The sequence below is a fragment of the Gilliamella sp. wkB171 genome, assembly GCF_001693755.1.
GTDB classification, from domain to species: domain Bacteria; phylum Pseudomonadota; class Gammaproteobacteria; order Enterobacterales; family Orbaceae; genus Gilliamella; species Gilliamella apicola_F.
Genome location: NZ_LYST01000008.1, coordinates 114,141 through 139,301, shown reverse-complemented (window position 1 = coordinate 139,301; position 25,161 = coordinate 114,141). Strand labels below are relative to the sequence as shown.

Sequence of the window (25,161 nt, the reverse complement as noted above, 5' to 3'; positions counted from 1 at the left end):
GATTAAAAAATTCATAGTAGTTTTGGGTGTTAAGCACCTGTGGAAGTTATTTTTTATTTGGTAATTTATATTGAAAGTGGTGTGACGTTTATCGTAAAAACATCAATGAAAACAATGTTAATTTAAACAGTTTGCTATTATAAAAATTAATTTATGAAAACATTAACAGCAATTTTATCAATTTTTATATTTATTATTGCTATTAGCTATTTAAGTTGGTGGAGTACTGAAAATAAAGGTTTTATAACTCCAAATAACCGACAAAAACTAGTGCAGACTTGCTTCGAAAATGTAAATACTATGATTGAATCTTGTTTTAGCCAATGTTCAATGCATTTTGATCGTTTTAATTTGGATTTAAAAAATAAAGAAAATGATATTGAACGTTTGCTGGAAACTCAAAATAGTATACAAAACTACTTGGAAATTGAGAGAAATAAAATTAGCTGTTTAATTAGTCCAAATCATAAATATTGGACTAAATTAACAGAACCAATCAAATATGAGAAAACTACTTTAAGTAATCACAATATCATATCAGAATTATTTCCAGCTAAATTTAGCTTGTACCAAGATTATAATCATATACTCTATTGGTTAATTGAGGATAATACCATAATTGGTTCAGAGTTTTATTCAATAGATAAAGGCATTGAAAATCCATTCTTTGCTGATAAAGTATCAATAGGTAATAATTTTACCTTACTTAATCATGATAAGCAGATCCATTCAAAAGAGAAACTATATAGCAATAATATCAAAATTAATCTTGATTATCTTTCCCCATTTTGGAAAGTACTCTATTATTTTGAAACAAAATCTTTAACTTACTCTTATGCGTTTTTTATTTTTTTAATTATTTTGTTTACTATATTACTTATTCTGACAATTATATATTTTTATCGAAAATACTTTCAAACCTTATGTAAGGCTGAGCCAAAACTAAATTTAGCAGATCAACTTTCCCACGAGTTTAAGATCCCTTTAACTAATATCATACTATATAGCGAAATATTAAAAGAAAAATTAAGTAATGAACCTTGTCAACTCATTGATTATATCGATGTTATTATTTGCGAAAGTAAAAGGTTAACACGGTTAGTCCAAAATGTTTTGACTTTTAATAAGATGATAAAACTGAATATAAAGTCTGTAAATATAACAAAGCTTGTTCGACAAGTTTATTCTACATTTAAACCAGTTTTTGACAGTAAATCGTTACAATTCAATCTAATTATAAACTCTAAAAAAGAGTGTTTTATCGATACTGATGAAGATAGTGTTGTGCATATAATCTGCAATTTTCTAAATAATGCTGAAAAATATGCATCGGATGGTAAAAAAGTTGATTTAGTATTAAATAAACAAAAAAGTAAAATTGTGGTTACTGTTCGTGATTATGGGAAAGGTATTCCTAATCATTTATTAGAACAGATGTTTAGACCATTTTATAGCATAAATTTATCATCTGCAGAAGAATATTCTGGCACAGGTATTGGACTTACAATTGCTAAGCAATTAGCAAATAATTTGAATGCAACTATTGAAGTAACTAATCAAAAACCAGGTGTTGCTTTCTCATTGATTTTGACGGAGTAAACATGAAGATTCTAATTGCTGAAGATGATAAAAATATTCGTACGGTGATTGCGGATATTTTAAAACAAGAAGGCTATAAAGTTATAGAAGCCGCCAATGGTAAAATTGCTTTGAAATTATTCAAGCAGAGCCTCCCTGATTTTATTATTTTGGATATCATGATGCCAGAGCTTGATGGTTATTCAGTTTGCCGTGAAGTTCGTAAATCTGACGAAGATATTCCAATTTTATTTTTGTCAGTTAAAAATGAAGAGATAGATAGAGTAATTGGTTTAGAACTAGGTGCAGATGATTATATGGGCAAACCATTTGGCGTTCATGAATTACGGGCTAGAATTAAAACTATAGTTAAACGTTGCTTAAAATCCAAGCAATCTAGTCAACTCGTTAATGATTTTTTTCCTTTTGGGGATTTAAAAATCTATCCCGTTGAATTATGTGCTAAGCGTAATGATCAGATTATCGAACTTTCATTACGTGAAATCAGAATATTAGAATGCTTATATCAGCATAAAAATCAAGTTGTGACTCGAGACACGTTATTTGATTATGTTTGGGGATATGATTACTCGCCAAATAGTCGAACTATAGATCAACACATTTCTAAATTGCGCAAACAAATTGAAATTAATCCTTTAAGCCCTTGTTTGATTAAAACAATTCATGGTATTGGTTATAGGTATTAAAAGCATTGGTTCTGTATGCAATTCAATAGATCCAATATGTTTGGGAATTTATCCTATGGATTTTTCCTAATTTTCTATATTCAATTTTTGCCTATCTTTAGTTCTTACAGGGCTTAGAGCGGCATAAATAAACTTCAAGAACTCAAACTATAATGTTTTTGGGGAAGAAAATAGGGTAATCATTAAGTTTATCCTAGTTATGCTATTAAATTTCATTAAGATCAATTCTTGCTTCCTTTGTTTGATAAATTGCTATAAAAACAACAGTGATAGGTAGTAAGCATCGTTTTTCAATAAAATCTATGGTGATGATAGCTTTTGCTTTATGTGATTTAATAATCATAAAATAATCTAGCTGACTATCAAAAACTCACAGTTATTCATCCAAAAGTCTAAAAACAAACTAATACAGGGTGATAAAATTGATTGCTAAATGGCTTAATATCCAATCTAATAGTAAAGTCGAAGTAAATTAACTATTGAAAGTAAATCTTTCTAGATGAAATTAATTGATTTAATTTGTCTTATTTATGTTTTATTTGGATCTAACAGGTTATTAAAAGGAATAATTAGATGAAAAAGTTAACTGCCATTATGGCATTATTGCTTTGCTCGGGACTTGCTCAAGCTCGTACTTATGATGAAATCATCAGCTCAAAAACAATTCGAATTGGTGTGCCTGCTGATTATGCACCACTTGCTTTCTATGATAATCAAGATTCGTTGGTTGGTTTTGATATTGATATGGCAAAAGAATTAGCTAAAAAATTAAATGTTACACCTGAATTTTATATTACAAGCTGGCCCACACTTTCCCAAGATTTAGCTGCTGATAAGTATGATGTTGCAATGGGTGGCGTGACCTATACCAAAGATCGTGCAGCTAAATTTTTACTATCTGACCAAGTTGTTCCTAATGGTAAGATTGCGTTAGCCGCATGTGATATGGCACCTCAATTATCAAATTTAGACGCCATTAACCAACCCAATGTTAAAGTTGTCGTTAACCCTGGAGGGACCAATGAAAGCTTTGTTAATCAAAATATTCATACTGCACAAATCATTCGTGTAAAAAATAATATTGATAACCTTCAAGCGTTACGAGATAAAACCGCTGATATGATGGTGACAGATCTGATTGAAGGTCATTATTATGAAAACAAAGAGCCTAATGTCTTATGTTTAGCGACAGTTAAGCCATTTAAAGGTACCGAAAGTTATAAAGCTTACATGGTACAGTTGGATAATAAAAAATTAATGGATGAAATTAATAATTGGTTACCAAATTCAAATAAAGAACAACTTGCAATAAAATGGGGTGTCATTACGCATCTTAATTAATCATTAAATTTACTTCTTTCAGTTGATAGCGAAGGTTATAAAAATAAAGTGAAATTCAGCTTTAAATCTCTGTTTTAAGCTGAATAACTTTTTCGTTGTTTGTGTAATTTTGGCAATATCATTATAGGGGTGATACAAGTATGAATTATCATGATTTTTTAGTTATTGCATTTAAATTACTGGTTGTTTTTATTTGTATAATTTTATTTTTAAAAATAACCGGCAAAACTTCGTTATCTCAAATGTCGAGCATTGATTTTATCGGTAATATGATTTTAGGTGGTATTGCTGGTGGTATTATTTATAATCCTAAATTAACAGTATTTGATTTTTTAGTGGTATTGTTGATGTGGACAACTATTATGTATACCTCTAATTATCTAAAGAAAAGAAGTCAAAATGCAAAAGCTTTTATTGTCGGTAATCCAATCATATTAATGGATAAAGGTAAAATTAAGTTAGATGCTTTTGCTGGTGTAAATATTGATTTTGCTAGCTTTGCAGTATTATTAAGGATGAAAAATATTTTTACTATTAATGCTGTTGAAAAAGCAATTCTTGAGCCTAATGGTCAGTTAACTATTGTGAAAAAGGGTGATAAAGATATATCTGTTATTGTTCTTGAAAACGAAAAACCCAATGATGAAGCATTACAATCGATTGATAAAAATGAAGATTGGTTGAAAGCCAAATTGAACGAGCAAGGCTATACCAGCTATGAAGGATTATATTGCGTTGAATATTATGATAAACATCTATTTATTATTCCCGTTGAATCGGTCAAGCAATAAAAATTAACAGTGGCGTTTTTAAACTGAGTTTTTGTTTGAATAAACCTTAACCTTATAGTGAAGGTTAAGGTATTTTAACCGATAATGTTCTGAAAATTGTAGATAATTATTGATATAACGGTGAGGTATTTAGCGATCGTGTAATAAAACTTTCTACCGAAAAGTTATTAAGTTTTGATTGTATTTCTTGCGCTTGCTGCTGTGAGTGACATAAGCTAAATACACAAGCTCCAGTACCTGTCAGTTTGGTCGGCGCAAATTGCGATAGGTAGCTAATAATTTGATGTACTTTAGGATAACGTTTACCGACAATATTTTCGCAATCGTTGCTGAACGCCTCGAATGGTTGAGAAAGCAATTGCTCAATAGTGCGAACAGGGGTATCACGTTTTAGTTCAGGATCATTAAAGATTTCGACTGTCGAAATCTCAATATTTGGGTAAGTAATTAAATACCAATTTTCTTGATAATCAACAGATTGTAGCTGGTCTCCAATTCCCTCAGCAAATGCTGCATGCCCATAGATAAAAATAGGCACATCTGCACCAAGCTTTCGTCCTAGATTGATTAATGTTTCCATTGGTAAAGCGAGTTGCCATAACTCATTGAGCGCAACTAATACTGTGGCTGCATTTGATGAGGCGCCACCTAGCCCTCCACCCATAGGTATTTTCTTGTTGATGGTAATATCAATGCCTAGATCGAGGCGTTGAGTATAGTTTTTTAAACACTGTGCAGCAATAACGATTAAATTTTTATCATAAGGAACGTTATCAAAAGGCGTTAATAAATTAATTTTATTATCTTTACGCAAGGTAAAAGTGAGAGTGTCGCATAAATCAATAAATTGAAACAGCGTTTGTAAATTATGGTAATTATCTGGACGACGACCAGTTATATATAAAAATAAATTCAGTTTTGCAGGCGATAACCACTGTTTCATTATTATTACCTATTATCGTAAGATCCAATTACTAATTTTTAAACGAATTAGCTCATCATTATGATTTAGCTCAATTGACGAAGGTAGATCAATTTTCTTATTTTTAAAAGTATACGTTGAGTAACTTGGAATCTTTAACTGCCATTTATTATTATTCTGTATAAATTCAGTCGCGGTTAATCTGCCTGATTTATCTAATTTATCGGCAGAACTATTATTAGAATAACCTTTTAACCAATTATGAAGAGAGTTTAATGGAATATTAACGTTAGACACCTTACTCATCAAATCTTCGATATTATTGCCATTGTAGTTATTACCATCTTTATCAATAAGTTGTGCATAATTAGGTTCTACTTTTAGGCTCAATATGCTAGTTCCAACAGGTGTAGTCAATTTTATGTCGAAACGATCATCTGATTGTTGGTTAATTAAAAAGCGACCATAACTACGGGTTTTGTTGCTGAAATGAGCAATACTTCCATTAACTTGAAACGTATTTATCTGTTCAAGATCGTGCTGATGATTTTGCCATTGGTTTACAATAGATGTCGAGTTTTGTTGTTTGCTGACTTGGCAAGCGGTCATAAACAAAGATAAAACGATAATAAATAGATAATTGATTTTAGTCATGAATTAGCCCATTAAAATTGCCTAATATAAATTTATTATAACTGAAAATCGTTAGAATAAGAAAAAGTAACTGTAATTAACCTTTATTGTTTTTTTATGTATAATAAAAACAACAAAACGCTTAATAATAACGTTATATCACTCATAATAGAAAAAAAGCAATGTCAATTACAATATTAGGTGTTAACCATAAAACTGCACCACTTTCGTTAAGGGAAAAAATCGCTTTTACCAATGAAATTGTGGATAAAGCATTATATAGCCTTTATCAACATCCTTTAGTTGAAGGGTGTGTTATTGTGTCTACGTGTAACCGCACAGAAATCTATTTAAGTTACGAGCATGATACTGATTTTCTAAAATTAAAACAGTCTGTTGAGATTTGGTTAGGTCAATTTCATCATGTTGATATAGCTCAGTATCAAAACGCCATTTATTGGTATGAAGGTCGACAAGCGGTTGAACATTTGATGTCGGTTGCAAGTGGCATCGATTCCATGATTATTGGTGAACCACAAATTTTAGGACAAGTTAAAACTGCGTATATGCAGGCGCAAAAAAATCATTGTTTGTCGTTAACATTAGAAAAATTATTTCAAAAAATTTTTCATGTTGCCAAAACTGTTCGTAGTGAAACTAATATTGGTGCTAATACTGCTTCTGTTGCTTATGCTGCTTGTTTAATTGCTAGAAATCTTTTTACTGATACTCCACAATTAAATGTGATGTTAGTTGGGGCAGGAGAGACCATCGAGCTTATTTCTCGGTACTTAAAACCGCATGGTTTTAATCATGTTATTGTTGCAAATCGTACCCGTGAAAAAGCATTAAAACTTGCCTCGCTAATTGATGCAGAAATTATTTCATTACCAGATATTGCCAATCGACTTAAAGATGTTGATATTGTAATCAGTTCAACGGCAAGCCCTTTACCTATTATTGGTAAAGGCATGGTTGAGCGGACATTGTTAGCAAGAAATAACCGCAAAATGTTATTTATAGACTTAGCTGTTCCTCGTGATGTAGAAGAAGAGATTAATCAACTTAACCATGTTCATCTTTATACCATTGATGATCTCCAAAAAACGGTTGAAAGTAATTTACAGCAGCGCTCAATTGCGGCCAAGCAGGCACAATATATTATTCAAGAACAAGCTGAACAATTTATCGATTGGCTTAAAGCTAGGCAGGCTGTTAATTTTGTTAAGCAATATCGTAATAATGCCGAACATATTAAGAAAGAATTAGAATATAAAGCACTCAATGCCATTAAGCAAGGTGCCAATATAGATGAAGTTTTTGCTGAATTTTCGCATAAATTAACGAATAAACTTATTCATGCACCAACGCAAACCTTGCTACAAGCAGCGACACATGATTGTGATGATTGCTTTAAAGTATTAAGTAAAGGTTTAGGTTTGAAAGAGCATTAATCAGTTTCTGATCTCGATTGATAAATATCATCACTCTTCAAATTCGGTTATCGCTGCTGACTAAATTTTGAATTGAATTTTCTCATGATTTCATTGAGATGATCAAATAAAAAGTAACTATTGCTAACAGAGTTAGTAATGGCTGAATTATATTTTGTTAAAAATAATTTTTAATATCTAACATCTTGATTAAGATAGAAAATATGTTTTTTTGCCTAAACTAATTATATCTTTATTAACAATAAGACCTAACTATTATATTAAATCACTTAATTTTATTTTTATTGTCTATTGCTCCACGGTGTCTTGTAATCGACTTAAACACGGAGTAGCATTTCCAACATTGTATTGAAAATAAAATTTTTAATTTTTTAATCATTCAAACGAGATGTTGCTATGAAAATGTGTATTGCTTGTGGCATGCCAATGACAACTATTGGTGATTATCCATTGCACGATATGTCTAAAAATTATTGTAAACACTGTGCACATCAAGATGGTAGTATGAAATCGTTTGACGAAAAATGGCAAGAAGTCACATTACGTTATGCAAAAAATCACAATATAGATTATTCTGTTGCTAAGCAAACCGCTTATATAATCTTAAAAAAACTTCCAGCATGGAAACGTCGGTAATAGTTGGAATTTTAGGCAACTAAAACAGTTTGTAAGAATAACTGTTGCAGATATTGTAAAGCTTAGTATAATGCCAACGTTTACTTCTTTACACATTAAGTGCCAGTGTGGCGAAATTGGTAGACGCAGCGGATTCAAAATCCGCCGCCCTTAAAAGCGTGTCGGTTCGAGTCCGACCACTGGCACCAAGCTAGCTAATATCACTCCAGTTAAAAATTGATTTATATTTAAAAACTATTTCGAATAGGTCTATCAATTCGCTTTTTTATCAATCAACTTTCACCAATATTAAATCAAATCAAGTACAATATTGAATACACAGACAGGTACATTGGCTTCAATAATGGCATGCATCGGTAATATGGCTTTAATGCCTTTATATATTAAGGTTAATAAGCATGACAAGAACGTTACTGACTTAAGTCTATTTTTATACTTTCTCGCAATTTTAGCTAAATAACTTATAAGCAGAAATTAATAACTTTCATATAGTAATAACATTCACTATTCATTTACCATTCTTTACAAATAATCGCCGTTAATCGGTAGTTAAATTTTACTAAGGTGCTATACTTTCAGCGGTAAATTAATCGTTTAGTTTTTTGCGCACTAAAATGGAAAAGTGTAAATAAAACATAAAGTTGTTTAAAGGATTGTGCGTTATGCTTTATAAAGACACAAGGCATTGGCAGCCTTACGTCAAAAATCTATATCAACACACCTTAGTTGATTTATTACACCTAAAGCTTAATTTAAAACTTAGTTTAGTATTCGATTTAGTCCCTCGTTTTCTGCTCAAATTAAAGTGTGATTGCGTATCTAATTTTAGGCAGAGGTTGCTATGTGGTTTAGTATCGCACGTTCGCCAACCCCGCTCCCAACATCATTGTCGACGACAGCTATTATTGGTTAATCTTCCGCCATATATTGTTTTCAATATAAAGCGCTATTTAGCGTTAATACTGTTGTTAATATTGCCCTATACCACTACTACTCAAGCGCTATCGGCCGTTACAGTGCAGGTAATTAATGGTAATGAACCTTATTTGACTCTTGATAATGGTATAACTAAAATTACCACTAGTGATGGGTTGCTTGGTATCACCTTATCCGATGGTACGCGCATCACTCCAGCTAATAACACATCAAGCAAAGCTAAACCAATAATACTCCCAGAACTTAATCAGAGCTTTGCCGATATTGATATGTTGGTACCTACCGATGCCGATTCCATTGACTTAAGTGCTTTTATTGGCGAACCTTATCATTATTGGGGGGATGATGATGGTGATGGCCAGGGTGCTAATGGCGTTACAATTACGGGTAGCTTAAGTGTCAATATTACTAATAAATATCTGTTTCAAAGTAATCGTAATGAAATATTAAATATCTGTGATGCGCCTTACTCATTAGAATTAACTAGTACTGATGTTAGTTTAACTACGCAGTATGGGGTACCAAATAATCGTAGTTTCGCGGGTAGTAGTGCCACTTATTATATTAATTCTAAAGGTACTCCGACCATTTGTTCCATTAGACCAACTACAGATTTGATGAGCTATCCTGAAAATTTATACGGTCCGACCAATATCTGGGATTTGTATAAAGGTTTTTTTGTACAATCAACTGAGCCAGCAAGCTACAGTCGTAATTTTCCTACAACCGGTGCTGATGAACTATCTTTTTATATTGACTTAGGTGGTATTGATGTCGCATCATTAACGTGGCCACCCGTTTCTCATGGTGGGATTACCGCTAATATGATAACAGATCCAAATTTTCCATATTATATTCAAGTCACTCTCAATGGTCCGACGGCAACAATCGCCCAACAGAATTCAGCGTCGCCAGGTTCTATTGCTACTCCTAGTTTACCACAAACCTTTGAAATAGTCGGTTATGATAGTAATAATATAGCGGTATTAAAATATGGTTTTGTATTAAAGCAGTGGTTTATCCTGCGATTCAGTAAAGGTGTTTCCTTTGTGAATCAAAATTCCTGGTGTTCAGCAATGATAGGCTATCGTATGCCAAAGATAAAAGATTTAACAAACGCCACCGGAGGATCCTGGACTGGTGGGGTACCATCATCAGTAACAGGTAACTATTCAAATCGTAATATTGGTGCAGGTTTGATCCCTGAATGGGGAAATAACCTGAATAATTATTCTTACGGCTCTATTTGGGCAATTGACAATGACAATTCTCAAAGCTTTATTGTTAAGACTACCGATGGTAGTGTTCTCGCTCGAGGCGACGGTCCTCGCAACTTTTATTTTGGGGTTTGCGCTTATCCTTAATCTTCAAATTACTGGAAGGCAATAAGAGGTAATTAAGGCTAAGCTGCCAATGTAAAGTCGCAGCGGCAGGGGTAACCCGAGCCGACAGAGTTGGTGAGCAAAAATGGACGATACGAGTAATTTGGGGGAAGGGCACATAAACCGCTCTTTACTCGGGCGTTTTCACCGAAAATAAAACGTTACAAACCAAGCAACGTCCGAAATTTTATCCCATTTAAATTCCATAAAATCTATTCAGAACTTTAATAAACAAGCGGGTGATATATTTTCGAATAGAAAATAATCCGTTATATTTCAAAGATATCTGACTATTTAAAGGCTATTAGCGTTTATTATTTATGGTATTATTTACATTTCTTTACAAATAATTCGGCTGAATGAGTGACTTTTTTTTATCATAGCCTTATAATTCCAAAAAATTAAGCTTATTTGAGCTTGATTTATAGCCATTTAGCATAAAAAAATCAAATAAAATAACAGATTAGTTGACGGATGGAACGCCATGCAGTATAATTATAGACACCAGACACCAGACACCAGCGCTGGCAAAACAATGTTTTAAAAACTCCCCAATCTCTCTTTAGGTTAAAGCTTAATTCAACTCTTACTTCTACACTTAACTTATTTCATCGAAGCAAGGTAACTCACCCTCGTTTTTCAGCAATCAGAGTAAGTAAAAGATGCACATTTAGTTTAGCGTTATGCTATCGCTTACTTAAAGCGATAAATTTAAGGTTAATCTTACGTCCAACCCTGTTTTTTACGCAAACTCAAGCATCAGGTCAGTTATCTAAACTGGCTTTAGCATCGATGCCATGGTTACTATTACTGTATGCCACTACGACTCAAGCGTTATCGGCAACAACGGCGCAAGTCATTCATGGTAGTGCGCCCTATTTAACTTTTGATAATGGTAAGACTAAAGTCACCACGACTGAGGGACTGTTAAGTATTACTTTATCCGACGGTACACAATACACACCTTCAACCAACCCTTCAACTGTAACACCAATCGTCTTACCTGATGCAGATCAGAGTTTTGCTGATATAGGGATGTTGGTTCCTACTGATACTAACTCCGTCGATTTAAATACTCTTATTGATTCAAATTATAATTATTGGGGAGATGATGATGGTGATTCTGATGTTACAGCTACAGGCAGTCTAAGTTTGTCTATTGTTGATAAAGATAATAGAACTGTATCACGAAATACTGTACCAATGTATTGTAACGCGCCTTATAAAGCTACATTAACTAGTACCGAAAGCACATTGACCACTCGTTATGGCTTTCCTAATAGCATTAAGTTCGATGCAGGTAATGTTAGCTATTATTTTAATCCTAAAGAATCACCAGGGGTTTGTTTTGCTAAACCGAGTAATTTGGTATATAACATAGGTATCTATGCAGGTCCCGAAAATATCTGGCATTATAATAAAGGTTTCCTAACTCAAACAGCTACACCATCATCTTATGGTTCAAATTTCCCGACTACTGGAGCTAATGGTTTGTTCTTTGATTTAGAAATTAGCAATACTGATCAGGCATTAACTTGGGAGCCGGTTTCTCATAGTGGAATTACAGCGACGATGACTAATTCAACGAATACTAGTGTTCGCGTTACCTTAACTGGTCCTGCTGCAACCTCATCACAATGGAATTCTCGAGTGCCGGATAAAATAGCTAAACCATCTTTACCCCAGACATTCGAGTTAGTTGGTCGTGACAGTAGTGGTAACGCTGTCGCTAAATATGGATTTGAATTAAAGCAGTGGTTTGTCAATCGTGGAACCGTTATGGGAAATTACAACGACCAACTATCTTGGTGTAAAAATATAGGTTATCAACTTCCTAATATAAGGGATTTAACCAATGCTGTTTATCCAACAGATGACGATATAATTACTGCTACGCCTGTATCATCGGGTAATTATTTCCAACGTCAAATTGGGGCTGGTTTTTTTTCTGAGTGGGGCTATATGCTATATTACACTAATGCTAACTTTTATTGGTATTATTGGACTAATGACAAATACTCCCATGGTGACTACTGGTATTATGCGCACGCCGACTACGGACTTATTCATTGGGTAACGCCTGCAGGTTTCTACTACGGGATTTGTGCTTCAGAACTCAAACCTTAGTTCTTATTTTGGGGGAGAGAGTAAAATAGCGTAGATTTTCCAAAAATTTATGGTGTCGAAACTTAACCCATTCGCCTCGATTGAGGCGAATGGGTTGTGTGTTTATCGCAAGAAAGTTGAGTAGCGGGGATAGAAGGTCCTAAATTCCGCTTAAAAATTATTAAATGATCAAAACCACGATTTTAAAGACTAAAATAAATTTTTTAGGAAAAATAATCTTAATTTTAAAGATTTATAATGGAAATATATTCATTTAAAAAAGTAACTAACTGATTATATTTTAGATATTTCTTACAAACGTTAACGTTATTGAGTGAAAAAAGTGTTGCATTGTGTTTCTTCAGTTATTTTACTTTTTACATCGTTTTAGATGAACGACTAAAAATCAACCTAAATCAATAAAATTAATCAATTAATCAAATGATTAATTGATATGGTTGTCACATGGGTATTATAATTTTCTACAGATCAAAACGATAATTTAAATTTGTTAAAGTTAAGATCACAAAATACATTTTCCACAGAATTCTATTTTTACACGAAGATAAGTAAAATATCACGAGCTTTCGTGCGATCGTTTTTCCTATTCTTGCGTCAATCTTTTTATCAAACCAAATTATCCTGACAGATCTTTTTAGTGCTATTGCTTGTTTTTTGCTTGTAACTTCCTATTTTAGCCAAGCGTTAACGTCTAGAACATCAAATTAATTCTTAAATTATGGATAGTACAAAAGAGGTAATAAAGGCTAAGCTGCCAATGTAAAATTGCTGCGGAAAGGGTAACCCGAACCGACAGAGTTAGTTAGCAAAAATGGATGGTGAGAGTAATTTGGGGAAGATCACATAAACCTCTCTTTACTCGGGCGTTTTCACCGAAAAGAAAACGTTACAAAACAAGCGGATGATATATTTTGAATAGAAAATAATCCGTTATATTTCAAAGATATCTGGCTATTTAAAGGCTATGAGAATTTATCATTTATATTGTTCTTTACATTTCTTTACAAATAATTCGGTTGAATGAGTGGCTTTTTTTTATCATAACCTTATAATTCCAAAAATTAAGCTTATTTAAGCTTTATTTAAGTTTCATTTAAGTTCATTAAGCTTAAATTATGACCATTTAACATAAAAAAATAAAATAAAATAACGGATTAGTTTACTAATGGAGCACCATGAAATATAATTATAGCCCCCGGCGATGGGAAAACAATGTTTTAAAAACTCACCAATCTCTCTTTAGGTTGAAGCTTAATTCAATTCTGACTTCTACTCTTAACTTATTTCATCAAAGCAAGGTAACTCACCATCGTTTTTCAGCAATCAGAGTAAGCAAAAGATGCACATTTAGTTTAGCGTTATGCTATCGCTTACTTAAAGCGATAAATTTAAGGTTAATCTTACGTCCAACCTTGTTTTTTACTCAAACTCAAGCATCAGGTCAATTATCTAAACTGGCTTTAGCATCGATGCCATGGTTACTATTGCTGTATGTTACTACCACTCAAGCGTTATCGGTGACTACGGTACATGTCATTCATGGTAGTGAACCCTATTTAACTTTTGATAATGGGGTAACTAAAGTCACCACGACTGAGGGGCTGTTAGGTATTACTTTATCCGACGGTACACAATACACACCTTCAACCAACCCTTCAACTGTAACACCAATCGTCTTACCTGATGCAGATCAGAGTTTTGCTGATATAGGGATGTTGGTTCCTACTGATACTAACTCCGTCGATTTAAATACTCTTATTGATTCAAATTATAATTATTGGGGAGATGATGATGGTGATTCTGATGTTACAGCTACAGGCAATCTAAGTTTGTCTATTGTTGATAAAGATAATAGAACTGTATCACGAAATACTGTACCAATGTATTGTAACGCGCCTTATAAAGCTACATTAACTAGTACCGAAAGCACATTGACCACTCGTTATGGCTTTCCTAATAGCATTAAGTTCGATGCAGGTAATGTTAGCTATTATTTTAATCCTAAAGAATCACCAGGGGTTTGTTTTGCTAAACCGAGTAATTTGGTATATAACATAGGTATCTATGCAGGTCCCGAAAATATCTGGCATTATAATAAAGGTTTCCTAACTCAAACAGCTACACCATCATCTTATAGTTCAAATTTCCCGACTACTGGAGCTAATGGTTTGTTCTTTGATTTAGATATTAGCAATACTGATCAGGCATTAACTTGGGAGCCGGTTTCTCATAGTGGAATTACAGCAACGATGACTAATTCGACAAAAACTAGTGTTCGCGTTACCTTAACCGGTCCTGCTGCAACCTCATCACAATGGAATTCTCGAGTGCCGGATAAAATAGCTAAACCATCTTTACCCCAGACATTCGAGTTAGTTGGTCGTGACAGTAGTGGTAACGCTGTCGCTAAATATGGATTTGAATTAAAGCAGTGGTTTGTCAATCGTGGAACCGTTATGGGAAATTACAACGACCAACTATCTTGGTGTAAAAATATAGGTTATGAACTTCCTAATGTAAGGGATTTAACTAATGCTGTTTATCCATATGACGATATAATTAGTGCTACACCTGTATCATCGGGTAATTATTTCCAACGTCACATCGGGGCTGGTCTTTTTTCTGAGTGGGGTTATATGCTATATTACACTAATGCTAACTTTTATTGGTATTATTGGACTAACGACAAATACTCCCATGGTGACTACTGGTATTATGCGCACGGCGACTACGGACTTATTCATTGGGTAACGCCTGCAGGTTTGTACTACGGGATTTGTGCTTCAGAACTCAAACCTTAGTTCTTCTTTTGGGGGGGAGAGTAAAGTAGCGTAGATTTTCCAAAACTTTATGATGTCGAAACTTAACCCATTCGCCTCGATTGAGGCGAATGGGTTGTGTTTTTATCGCAAAAAAGCTGAGTAGCGGGGATAGAAGGTCCTAAATTCCGCTTAAAAATTATTAAATGATCAAAACCACGATTTTAAAGACTAAAATAAATTTTTTAGGAAAAATAATCTTAATTTTAAAGATTTATAATGGAAATATATTCATTTAAAACAGTAAATAACTGATTATATTTTAGATCTTCCTTACAAACGTTAACGTTAACGTTAACGTTATTGAGTGAAAAAAGTGTTGCATTGTGTTTCTTCAGTTATTTTACTTTTTACATCGTTTTAGATGAACGACTTAAAATCAACAATCTTAACCCATCTAAATTCCATAAAATCTATTCAGAACTTTAATAAACAAGCGGGTGATATATTTTCGAATAAAAAAATAATCCGCTATATTTTAACTATATTTGACTATTTAAAGGCTATTAGCGTTTATTATTTATGGTGTTATTTACATTTCTTTACAAATAATTCGGCTGAATGAGTGACTTTTTTTTATCATAGCCTTATAATTCCGAAGATTAAGCTTATTTAAGCTTGATTTATAGCCATTTAACATAAAAAAATCAAATAAAATAACAGATTAGTTGACGGATGGAACGCCATGCAGTATAATTATAGACACCAGACACCAGACACCAGCGCTGGCAAAACAATGTTTTAAAAACTCTCCAATTTCTCTTTAGGCTAAAATTTAATTCAATTCTGACTTCTACACTTAACTTATTTCATCGAAGCAAGGTAACTCACCCTCGTTTTTCAGCAATCAGTGTAAGCAAAAGATACACATTTAGTTTAGCGTTATGCTATCGCTTAATTAAAGCAATAAATTTAAGGTTAATCTTACGTCTAACCTTGTTTTTTACGCCAACTCAAGCATCAGGCCCGTTATCTAAACTGGCTTTAGCATCGATACCATGGTTATTATTGCTGTATGCCACTACGACTCAAGCATTGTCGGCAACGACGGCGCAAGTCATTCATGGTAGTGCGCCCTATTTAACCTTTGATAATGGGGTCACTAAGGTCACCACGACTGAGGGGCTGTTAGGTATTACCGTCTCTGACGGCACGACTCAAACCACCTACACACCGGACAATAATACTTCAACCGCAGATAATCCAATCGTTCTCCCAGAAGCCAATGAACACTTTAGCGATATTGGAATGCTGGTTCCTGCCACTGTTAACGCTATCGCCTTAAACGATTTAATTGGTGAGCCTTACAATTATTGGGGGGATGATGATGGTGATGGTCAGGGTACTAATGGAATTACCGCGACTGGTAATTTAAGTGTGAGCATTACCGATAAATTGAATCGAGCCGTGACGCATAGTGCCAACATAGATAGCTGTATGGCACCTTATAAAGTAGAATTAACCAGTACTGATGGGAGTTTAACCACCCAGTATGGGGTACCAAATAGTGGTAATTTTAGTGGTAGCACGGCTGCCTATTATATCACCAGACCTAAATCCGTGCCTAAAATCTGTTACGCCAGGCCGAATATGCTCATTTCCCGACACCGCAAAGACGGCCCTTTTGATCCAAAACGGGGTTTTGTAAAGCAAGCAGCTGGGCCATCACAGTACAAGCTTAACTTCCCGACTACCGGTGCTAATAATCTGTTTTTTGATTTAGACATAGAAAATATTGATAGCTCTACATTAACCTGGCCAACTGTCACTAAAGGTGGTATTACCGCTACCATGACACCATCACCCGCTAATCCAAATTTCATACGCGTCACGCTTACTGGTCCAGCAGCAACAAAAGCCCAACAGGATTCAGCATTACCGGGTAGTTTGGCTACACCTAGCTTACCGCAGACTTTTGTGATAGAGGGTAAAGATAGTCGTAATAAAACGGTATTAAGCTATGGTTTTGAGTTAAAGCAGTGGTTCGTCAACCGCCAAGGCGATCCTCTCGCACTTGATAACGCCTTATCCTGGTGTGGCAGTTTAGGTGGTGGTTATCGTCTGCCACTGGTAAAAGAGTTAACTAACTCAATTGGACATTCTGATTGGTGTTGGGCGACTTCTGTGTGTAGTGGTGGGAAGCAGCCGTTACCGACACCCGGCATACCGCCATCCAGTGGTAATTATTATGAGCGTAATATCGGTGCTGGTCTCTTTACTGAATGGGGAGATATGTACTACTGGGATTACTATCTCTCTGCCGGTTTCTACATAGGCCCCTACTGGGCTACCGCTAGCGATGGTTCGGACTTGTTGTTCGCTGCTTATGCTGGCGACGGCGCCGTTAACCGTTTTACCAAAAATGATCAACAATGGTTGGTTTGCGTCTATCCTTAGTGCTTAGTCCTTAAGTGGTGGGTAGTAGATAATAGGTAATAAAGGATAAACTGCTAATGGGAAGTTGTAGCGGCAGGGGTAACCCGAGCAGACCAAGTTGCCGATTCCAAAAAAGAGCAATCGAACGCTGTATAAATAAAATTAAAAAAATTAGCATTAAGAGAAAGTGGATTCTAATCTTGATAAAAGAAATGCTTTTAAAAGCATATCGTCAATCGTTTTATGTGATTAAGTAATTATTGTCGTATAAGTTCGAACCGATAGTTTAATTTATGAAAAATTTGATCAAATTATTATCCATGGTGATTTTTAGGAAAATTTCATTAATTAATACTATCCAAATGTAGTCCTCTATCATTTGTACTTACGAGTCAATAACGAATGATGATTTAGATAACAGCGGTGGATTTTAAATCCGCCGCGGCTACTAATCTCGCTACTATGGCATTTGAAGTATAAAGAAGTAAACGATTAGCTATACCAATACCACCAACTACAATGTTAAATAAAAAATCAAAGCAATCCAATATTGAGCAAACAAGCAAAACGGTAACAAATGATGAATTAATCATTCAATCATGATCTAAAATTATTGCTCATTATCAACAGACAAATAAAATAGAGGGGAGTAACATAAATCATAAATAAGGCTTTAACCGTGTAACATTAATTATTTTATCCTCATGGCAACCGAACAGATATTCCTCTATTGCTATTAATACACTTAGAACTAGACGATTATTTTAATTTCACCAATGAATGGTAAAGCACATGATCATTAGTAAACTAGAGCACCCTTTAATTGTAAAAACAGATCCGACGGTAGTTGTACAGCCAATACAGTCAGCACCGTTTGTAAGTTAAATGATCTGTTACTTTGATGGTCATTTTAAGTGAATACCGTCTTGTTGCAAGCTGCTCGTTTTAAACTTAATTGTGAAAATAGGCAGCATAACAATTATGTGGATGCTGGCTGCTTATTTAGCAATAAAGAATAATATTGAAGAGCCTAAAATGCTTGATATAGTTAAATTTCTAATTTTTTCAGTATGTAATAATAAAAAAGCATCCTTAACTTTGACCGAAAAATATTATATTTATATAAATATTATTGAACGCTCTAATCTAAAAAGCTGATTACACTAATCACTTAATTTTGATTACCACTAAATAATTATCTGAAATTTACATTTCTTTACAAATCTATTGTGTTAATAGGTGATTATTTTTTATTAAAGAATTATACTTTTCAACAAATGGATTTAGATATTTTTATAAATAATGGAAGGTAAAAAAACTTAAATAAAACAATAACAACTGACGGATGAAATGTTATGCAGTATTATTATGGCTACAGGCATTATCAGATCTATGTTTTAAGTTCCAAATTCTTTTCAGTATTACTTTTATCTTGTTTATTTTCTTTAATATCACGTTTGTTTTTTAAGCTTTTTTTTGTAATTGTATTGATATTATTGTTTTGCTCATTTAATGTAAAGGCACTTTCGGCCGTTACTATTAAAATCATTGAAGGTAGTGAACCGTATTTAACCTTTGATAAAGGTAAAACCAAAGTTACAGATGCTAATATTTTGTCTGTTATTACCTTTTCTGACGGTACTACCATGAGTTCAACAACCAATACTTCATCTTCTGAAAATCCTATAGCCTTACCCAAGGAAGGTGAAACCATTAAAGACATTACTATGATGATTCCCATCATCAATAGGCCTATAAACTTAAAAACTATAATTGGACCTCCTTATAGTTATTGGGGCGATGATGATGGTGATGGGCAAGGTGCCGACGGTATTTCTGCTACAGGAAACATAAGTGTTAATGTTACTGATAAAAATGGTAGTATTGTCAATGCTGATACGGCGTTAGATATTTGTAAAGCACCTTACCTTATTGATTTTGATACAAGTGGTGTTTGGAGCTTATCTACCAAATATGGAATTCCTAGCATAGCCACGTTATACATGCGTCCTGTCAAATATTATATTAAGCCTAATTCTGCTCCGGCAGTTTGTATGTTAGTACCTAGTTTATTTGCGTCACCGGCTAATACCGAGGTATGGCGGTGGTCAAAAGGATTTTATGCTCAATCTCGAGATCCGGCAACTTATGAACGCAATTTCCCAACTACAGGGGGAAATAATTTGTTTTTCGATTTAGAAATTTCTGGTATTGATGAAAGTGAGTTAACTTGGCCTCCAGTGACACATGAAGGAATCACGGCCACTGTGACCCGATCTGAGCATAATGAACTTTGGCTAAATCCTACGCCCAAAGTTGTGACGCGAGTAACCTTAACGGGCCCGGCTGCAACGACTACACAACAAAGCTCTAATTCACCAGGAGCAATATACCGACCACAATTGCCACAGACATTCGAACTCGTTGGATATGATCGTAATAACAAACCGGTGATAAAATATGGTTTTATATTAAAACAGTGGTTTATTGCACGTGGTAAAAAACTATCGAATATGGCAAATAATCAAGCTTGGTGTAATAGCACTGGTTATCGCGTACCACTCGTTAAAGATTTGACCAATGCCATTCCAGACCCAAATAGTCCTGCAGAGAATCAAGGATTTGTAGGTGCCAAACCTGAATCACACGGAAACTATTTCGAACGTCAAATTGGTGCTGGGTTTATGTCCGAATGGGGGGTTCTTGATTTTTACAATGATGCAGTATTTAGCGGCGCGATGTTAATTACCAGTGAATTTAGTGATGCATCTGGAGTGTGGCCGTGGATAGTCAATATGGCAGGTGGAGGCGTTTACCCAAAAAGAAGCCAAGATCCTATCTTTACTGTTATTTGTGCTTACCCATAGCGAGGTGAAATAACCGTTAGCGATAATACTATATTTAAATCAATAAGCTATCAAAACATCATGTCTTTTATTAAAGACAGCCAAATCAAATTATGGGCTTTTGCCGTTATGAACGACAAAAGCTTTTTTTATATGAGAATGACGACATCAAATAATTGTGAAAAATGTGTTTTTTTCAAAAAGCGTTATTGGAATAGAGATAGGTTAACTTATGTTAAAAAAGCATATTTTATGCGATGTTATCGTCAACTTACCAGCAAGTAAAATAGCAACTTTATGTTCTCAAGTTTTGAGTTTTTTTTTAAATCATGTTAGTTGTGTATAGGTAGCTTAGACAAGCTTTTTAACTGAATTTATCTGTTTAAATTTTTCATTTAAATTCCATAATGGTGTAGATAAATTGATTTAGTTGATCGTTAATCGATTGCAATAAAATTGAAGTTAAGCGCGATTATATTTAATAACACAGAAATTTTTATTTTGTGTGATAGCGGTTATACACAGTTTTAAGCCATGTATTAATTTATTGAGCACCTAAAAATTGCATTAAAATTTTAATGCATCTAACACTAATTTAAATACTTGAGAATGTCCTTTGCGACTAGGATAATAAATATAAAATGGTTCATAAGTGATAGCAAAATCCTCCAATAATTCTATTAAATTGCCTTTGGCTAGATCGTCTTCTACCGTTGGTCTTCCTATCCATGTGATGCCTAATCCATCTAAAACCACTTGTTTACGTAAATTACTATTGCTTGATAATTGAGAAGAAGGTTGGTATTTAATAATATTGCCATTGTCATTGAATTCCCAAGCTAATTCTGTCGCATGTTGAGCAGAAATTTTCTTACCGATTAATTGGTGCTCATCAAGATCTTTAATTTGCTTAGGTAGAGGCCTGCTTTTCAGATAATCAGGACTGGCAACGACAGCCATCGTTAATGGCGCAGAGATTTTCACTGCAATCATATCATTAGCAATATCATTACCCAAACGGCATCCCATATCAAAACCTTGTTTAACTATATCTACCCAATTATTGTCTGCTTCAATTTCGATCTTGATTTGAGGATAACGGGGTAAAAATTGACGCAGTTTAGGATAAATAATACTCTCAACAGCTAAATGTGGTGCATTAATTCTAATGGTTCCAGACGGCGTGCTTAGAAAATCTGATAATGCACTAACTTGCTGATTTAACGATTGAAATAGTGGGGCTATTTGCTTATATAACTGCTCGCCAGCTTCGGTTAATGACATACTTCGTGTGGTTCGATTAAACAAACGTAGATTTAGCTTGGTCTCTAAGTTGCTCATACTATGGCTTAAAGCTGAAGACGAAATACCTAATGCCTTTCCTGCTTTTACAAAACTAGAAGCTTGTGCGACGACAACAAAATAGTGCAGTTCGTTAAAATTATACATAAGCACAACTGTGATTAATGAATTTATTTCATCATACTATAAATGAATACCATATTTATCTCAATAAAACCTGTGCCTAAAATAAATTATCGACATTAACTTATTTGCGTTAATTTATATTCGAAAGTTATTCATTGCGGCGTGAATATTAATGTTATTAAACATCAATGTATTTAAAACTAATGTGGAACAAGAGGGGCTTTTATGGATTATATAAAACTTGGCAATTCGGATATTAGCGTATCACGTTTTTGTTTAGGCTGTATGAGTTTTGGCGATCCTGCCAGTAAAATGCATGCATGGACACTTAATCCAACAGAGAGTGAGTCAATTATTAAGCATGCCTTAGATTTGGGGATTAACTTTATTGATACTGCAAATATTTATTCAGCGGGTACCAGTGAGGAGTATGTTGGGCGAGCAATTAAAAATAACATAGCTCGAGATAAAGTCATCCTCGCAACAAAAGTCTATTTTAATCCAGGTAACTTATCTAAAAATGCGATAGAAACAGAAATTAATGGATCATTAAAACGGCTTGGCACCGATTATGTTGATTTATATATCATACATCGCTTTGACTATAACACCCCTATCGAAGAAACAATGGAGGCATTACATAATTTAGTAAAAGCAGGTAAAGTTAGAGCATTAGGGGCTTCAGCCATGTATGGTTATCAGTTTTTCAATATGCAACTTGCCGCTGAGCAAAATGGCTGGACTAAATTTGTTTCAATGCAAAACCATTATAATTTACTTTATCGTGAAGATGAGCGGGAATTAATTCCAATTTGTAAACAATTTAATGTTTCATTAACGCCATATAGTCCTTTAGCAGCAGGACGACTTGCTCGCTTACAGTGGCATACTGATACCTTACGTAGCCAAACCGACAAAACTGCAGTTGATAAATATGATAGTACAGAAAAAACAGATATGGGCATTGTCGAGCGAGTATCTGAAATCGCTGAAAAATATCATGCCTCAATGACTCAAATAGCGTTGGCATGGCAATTTGCTAAGGGCATTACCGCTCCAATTATTGGTGCGACTCAAACAAAATATTTAGACGATGCGGTTGGCGCATTACAAGTATCATTAAGCCAAGACGACATTAATTATTTACAAGCGCTTTATATTCCTCATCGTATTGTTGGTGCACTTTAAAAGCAAACTAAGCAAAACAAGTTGTTATAGTTTAAAAATATCACTTATTATAGACCGATATATTTTCAAAACTTGTTTTGCTAACAATGTTAAACGATCAAAATCACAATTTAAGACAGACTCTACTCACTATTGAATCTCATCGCAAATGGCAGAGTTATGCCGAATATTGTAAGTTACGTGAACAGGGATTGCGAAAGCAAGCTTTTTCTGCACTTGATATTTTTTTAGCCGATAGCCTGAAATGGTGTTTTGATGAGCAAAAGGAGTTTGTAGCCTTTGTATTCAATCTTTGTGAGGACGATCTTGAGCTTCAACTTATTTATCTCTCCTATCCGCTGATGAGCAAATTGATAAAACCGACGCTTGATAAGTGGTGTAAGCAAGAAAAAGTGAATAGCCAGCCTTTTCGTTGGTATGGAAAATTCTTTTGTGACAGTTCTTATATCTATCAAGCGCTTCAAATCGATCCACGTGATGACAAAGCAAGAAAATGGATTATCACTAACTTGCTAGAAAAAATTGACTTTTCAACGCATCATTTACCTGACTATTATATTGGCGATCCTTTATTGGCAATTGGGTGGGGAAAGGAAGTACAGCAACATATCAATTTATTAATTGACAAAAAGGCCCAACCGTTTTGGCAAAAAGAGTTAGAACAATCACTTATACTTGTTAATAATTATATTCAGTGGCAGGCAAGCCATCATCCTGATTTTGAACAATGGGGTAAAGAAAATAAATTACAAGTCGATTCAAACGATGAAACTTATTATTATCAACAATAGTTAAGCAATGCTCAGAAAGCAACGAGGATTAGTTGATTTTAGTTTATCATCATTAACCAAACTTAATATAACTAGTTTGAATATAGTTATAATTTTTTTGTATTATCGCTATTTAAAATAGCTGCCTATAATGTGATAAGTAAAATAATAAATATTGATTGCAATTAGTTAATTTAACTAGTTAAAAAAAGAGGAGTGATAATGAAAAAACTTTTTAATATATTAGCAATAATAGTGACGGGGTTTATTTTATTTGGTTGTGAACAAAAGTCTGAAACGAATGCTAATAATTTAGAAAAAAAAGAGATTGTCGTCGGTTTACCGCCAAGTATGCATAATATTTTAATGGAAAGGGTGGTCAAGCCTGAATTAGAAAAAAAAGGTTATACGGTCAAGTTAGTCAATTTTAGTTCATTACGAGATTCCAATACAGCTTTAGTTGAAGGTAGTATCGATATGAATGCTGCTCAGCATCAAGCTTATTTAGATGTTTATAATAAAGAAACGAATAACGACTTAGTCTCTTTAGTGCACATACCTTCTATTTCAGCAGCGCTATTTTCACAAACTCATCGATCTTTAGACGATATTGCTCAAGGACAAACTATCGCTATACCAAATGATCCTTCGAATACCGCTAGAGCATTGTTATTACTGCAATCTTTGGGTTGGATAAAATTAAAACCTCAAGCGCAATCGGGCACTGTCAGTGTTAATGATATTGCTGAAAATAAATATAACTTAAAATTTAAAACATTATTATCCGAAATTATTCCTCGAACGCTTAGCGAAGTTGATTATGCGATTATGCCCGGCGGTGTTGCTTGGTTAAGTAAAGTGCCTGCTGATAATGTGTTATTACAAGAAAAACTGTCACCTAATTTAGAGTTAATGGTGGTTGTTAAAAAAGAAAATTTAAATACTCAGTGGGCTAAAGATGTGAAACAACTTTATCAATCTGATGAACTTAAAACGTTTATTAATGAAGATCCTGATGCTAAAGGTCGATTTATTTGGCCACAACAATAGTAAACAATTGTTATTAGGTGACCCAATATCCTAATTAATTGATTAGGATATTTTTTTCGTTATTGTAAACTATGATTGGTTATCTTATGTAGATAAATAATCAATATAAAATGTTTTCTCATGAATATTAATTAAAAGATTTTAAATCTATTAATTTAATTGGAATTATTGACTTTA

General features: G+C 33.9%; 19 protein-coding genes and 1 tRNA gene. 15 read left to right on the top strand and 5 right to left on the bottom strand.

Annotated elements, in window-relative coordinates:
- Positions 1-153: 153 nt before the first annotated feature.
- Entirely contained in the window at positions 154-1,599 is a 1,446-nt protein-coding gene (locus A9G03_RS01005) for a sensor histidine kinase (RefSeq protein WP_065798162.1), read from the top strand.
- 2 nt (positions 1,600-1,601) lie between these two features.
- On the top strand, positions 1,602-2,285 hold the full coding sequence (locus A9G03_RS01000) for a response regulator transcription factor (protein ID WP_065798161.1): 684 nt from the start codon (positions 1,602-1,604) through the stop codon (positions 2,283-2,285).
- 205 nt (positions 2,286-2,490) lie between these two features.
- On the opposite strand, the gene A9G03_RS12500 is transcribed toward A9G03_RS01000, so the two are convergent.
- The gene (locus A9G03_RS12500; protein WP_179854730.1) at positions 2,491-2,628 is read right to left on the bottom strand and encodes a hypothetical protein; all 138 of its coding nucleotides are present in this window, start codon (positions 2,626-2,628) and stop codon (positions 2,491-2,493) included.
- A 230-nt stretch (positions 2,629-2,858) separates the two neighbouring features.
- On the opposite strand from A9G03_RS12500, the gene A9G03_RS00995 reads away from it, so the two are divergent.
- A complete protein-coding gene (locus tag A9G03_RS00995) occupies positions 2,859-3,626 on the top strand; it encodes a transporter substrate-binding domain-containing protein (protein ID WP_065798160.1) in 768 nt (255 codons plus the stop codon).
- Positions 3,627-3,766: 140 nt separating this feature from the next.
- Positions 3,767-4,417 (top strand): DUF421 domain-containing protein, encoded by a 651-nt coding sequence (locus A9G03_RS00990; protein ID WP_065634602.1) that lies wholly within the window; start codon positions 3,767-3,769, stop codon positions 4,415-4,417.
- Between the two features lie 106 nt (positions 4,418-4,523).
- On the opposite strand, the gene ispE is transcribed toward A9G03_RS00990, so the two are convergent.
- Entirely contained in the window at positions 4,524-5,363 is an 840-nt protein-coding gene (gene ispE / locus A9G03_RS00985) for a 4-(cytidine 5'-diphospho)-2-C-methyl-D-erythritol kinase (RefSeq protein WP_143425800.1), read from the bottom strand.
- Positions 5,364-5,372: 9 nt separating this feature from the next.
- The gene (gene lolB / locus A9G03_RS00980) at positions 5,373-5,993 is read right to left on the bottom strand and encodes a lipoprotein insertase outer membrane protein LolB (protein ID WP_065634600.1); all 621 of its coding nucleotides are present in this window, start codon (positions 5,991-5,993) and stop codon (positions 5,373-5,375) included.
- 161 nt (positions 5,994-6,154) lie between these two features.
- On the opposite strand from lolB, the gene hemA reads away from it, so the two are divergent.
- From hemA to A9G03_RS00945, 7 genes are all read left to right on the top strand, one after another.
- A complete protein-coding gene (gene hemA, locus A9G03_RS00975; protein ID WP_065798158.1) occupies positions 6,155-7,426 on the top strand; it encodes a glutamyl-tRNA reductase in 1,272 nt (423 codons plus the stop codon).
- 396 nt (positions 7,427-7,822) lie between these two features.
- Positions 7,823-8,062, top strand: a complete 240-nt coding sequence (locus A9G03_RS00970) for a zinc ribbon domain-containing protein (protein ID WP_065634598.1) — start codon at positions 7,823-7,825, stop codon at positions 8,060-8,062.
- A gap of 101 nt (positions 8,063-8,163) precedes the next feature.
- Positions 8,164-8,250, top strand: a tRNA-Leu gene (locus A9G03_RS00965).
- A 474-nt stretch (positions 8,251-8,724) separates the two neighbouring features.
- On the top strand, positions 8,725-10,362 hold the full coding sequence (locus A9G03_RS00960; protein ID WP_065798157.1) for a hypothetical protein: 1,638 nt from the start codon (positions 8,725-8,727) through the stop codon (positions 10,360-10,362).
- 810 nt (positions 10,363-11,172) lie between these two features.
- Entirely contained in the window at positions 11,173-12,507 is a 1,335-nt protein-coding gene (locus A9G03_RS00955; protein ID WP_065798156.1) for a hypothetical protein, read from the top strand.
- A gap of 1,412 nt (positions 12,508-13,919) precedes the next feature.
- Positions 13,920-15,308, top strand: coding sequence for a hypothetical protein (locus tag A9G03_RS00950; protein ID WP_065798155.1), 1,389 nt, complete (start codon positions 13,920-13,922; stop codon positions 15,306-15,308).
- Positions 15,309-16,262: 954 nt separating this feature from the next.
- Entirely contained in the window at positions 16,263-17,723 is a 1,461-nt protein-coding gene (locus A9G03_RS00945) for a hypothetical protein (RefSeq protein ID WP_065798154.1), read from the top strand.
- Positions 17,724-19,092: 1,369 nt separating this feature from the next.
- Here the strand turns inward: A9G03_RS00945 and A9G03_RS00935 are convergent.
- Positions 19,093-19,350 carry a hypothetical protein gene (locus A9G03_RS00935; RefSeq protein ID WP_143425799.1) on the bottom strand — a complete coding sequence of 86 codons (258 nt, stop codon included), beginning with the start codon at positions 19,348-19,350 and terminating at the stop codon, positions 19,093-19,095.
- Between A9G03_RS00935 and A9G03_RS00930 the strand changes: the two genes are divergently transcribed.
- Positions 19,349-20,569 (top strand): hypothetical protein, encoded by a 1,221-nt coding sequence (locus tag A9G03_RS00930; protein ID WP_143425798.1) that lies wholly within the window; start codon positions 19,349-19,351, stop codon positions 20,567-20,569. The two genes, A9G03_RS00935 and A9G03_RS00930, sit on opposite strands and share 2 nt — an antisense overlap.
- Positions 20,570-21,115: 546 nt before the next feature.
- On the opposite strand, the gene A9G03_RS00925 is transcribed toward A9G03_RS00930, so the two are convergent.
- Positions 21,116-21,997 carry a LysR family transcriptional regulator gene (locus A9G03_RS00925; RefSeq protein WP_065798151.1) on the bottom strand — a complete coding sequence of 294 codons (882 nt, stop codon included), beginning with the start codon at positions 21,995-21,997 and terminating at the stop codon, positions 21,116-21,118.
- Between the two features lie 204 nt (positions 21,998-22,201).
- On the opposite strand from A9G03_RS00925, the gene A9G03_RS00920 reads away from it, so the two are divergent.
- From A9G03_RS00920 to A9G03_RS00910, 3 genes are all read left to right on the top strand, one after another.
- Complete coding sequence (locus A9G03_RS00920; RefSeq protein WP_065633566.1) at positions 22,202-23,164, top strand: aldo/keto reductase; 963 nt, start codon at positions 22,202-22,204, stop codon at positions 23,162-23,164.
- 86 nt (positions 23,165-23,250) lie between these two features.
- On the top strand, positions 23,251-23,955 hold the full coding sequence (locus A9G03_RS00915) for a hypothetical protein (protein ID WP_065798150.1): 705 nt from the start codon (positions 23,251-23,253) through the stop codon (positions 23,953-23,955).
- 201 nt (positions 23,956-24,156) lie between these two features.
- Positions 24,157-24,984 carry a MetQ/NlpA family ABC transporter substrate-binding protein gene (locus tag A9G03_RS00910; protein WP_081297467.1) on the top strand — a complete coding sequence of 276 codons (828 nt, stop codon included), beginning with the start codon at positions 24,157-24,159 and terminating at the stop codon, positions 24,982-24,984.
- The last annotated feature ends 177 nt before the right edge of the window (positions 24,985-25,161 follow it).

Coding starts and splice junctions, on each gene's coding strand:
- A9G03_RS00960 (WP_065798157.1), top strand. CDS start 8,725: ATGCTTTATAAAGACACAAGGCATTGGCAGCCTTACGTCAAAAATCTA.
- A9G03_RS00970 (WP_065634598.1), top strand. CDS start 7,823: ATGAAAATGTGTATTGCTTGTGGCATGCCAATGACAACTATTGGTGAT.
- A9G03_RS00930 (WP_143425798.1), top strand. CDS start 19,349: ATGAGTTCAACAACCAATACTTCATCTTCTGAAAATCCTATAGCCTTA.
- A9G03_RS00990 (WP_065634602.1), top strand. CDS start 3,767: ATGAATTATCATGATTTTTTAGTTATTGCATTTAAATTACTGGTTGTT.
- A9G03_RS00910 (WP_081297467.1), top strand. CDS start 24,157: ATGAAAAAACTTTTTAATATATTAGCAATAATAGTGACGGGGTTTATT.
- A9G03_RS01005 (WP_065798162.1), top strand. CDS start 154: ATGAAAACATTAACAGCAATTTTATCAATTTTTATATTTATTATTGCT.
- hemA (WP_065798158.1), top strand. CDS start 6,155: ATGTCAATTACAATATTAGGTGTTAACCATAAAACTGCACCACTTTCG.
- A9G03_RS00935 (WP_143425799.1), bottom strand. CDS start 19,350: ATGGTAGTACCGTCAGAAAAGGTAATAACAGACAAAATATTAGCATCT.
- A9G03_RS00920 (WP_065633566.1), top strand. CDS start 22,202: ATGGATTATATAAAACTTGGCAATTCGGATATTAGCGTATCACGTTTT.
- A9G03_RS00925 (WP_065798151.1), bottom strand. CDS start 21,997: ATGTATAATTTTAACGAACTGCACTATTTTGTTGTCGTCGCACAAGCT.
- A9G03_RS00915 (WP_065798150.1), top strand. CDS start 23,251: ATGTTAAACGATCAAAATCACAATTTAAGACAGACTCTACTCACTATT.
- A9G03_RS12500 (WP_179854730.1), bottom strand. CDS start 2,628: ATGATTATTAAATCACATAAAGCAAAAGCTATCATCACCATAGATTTT.
- A9G03_RS01000 (WP_065798161.1), top strand. CDS start 1,602: ATGAAGATTCTAATTGCTGAAGATGATAAAAATATTCGTACGGTGATT.
- lolB (WP_065634600.1), bottom strand. CDS start 5,993: ATGACTAAAATCAATTATCTATTTATTATCGTTTTATCTTTGTTTATG.
- A9G03_RS00995 (WP_065798160.1), top strand. CDS start 2,859: ATGAAAAAGTTAACTGCCATTATGGCATTATTGCTTTGCTCGGGACTT.
- A9G03_RS00955 (WP_065798156.1), top strand. CDS start 11,173: ATGCCATGGTTACTATTACTGTATGCCACTACGACTCAAGCGTTATCG.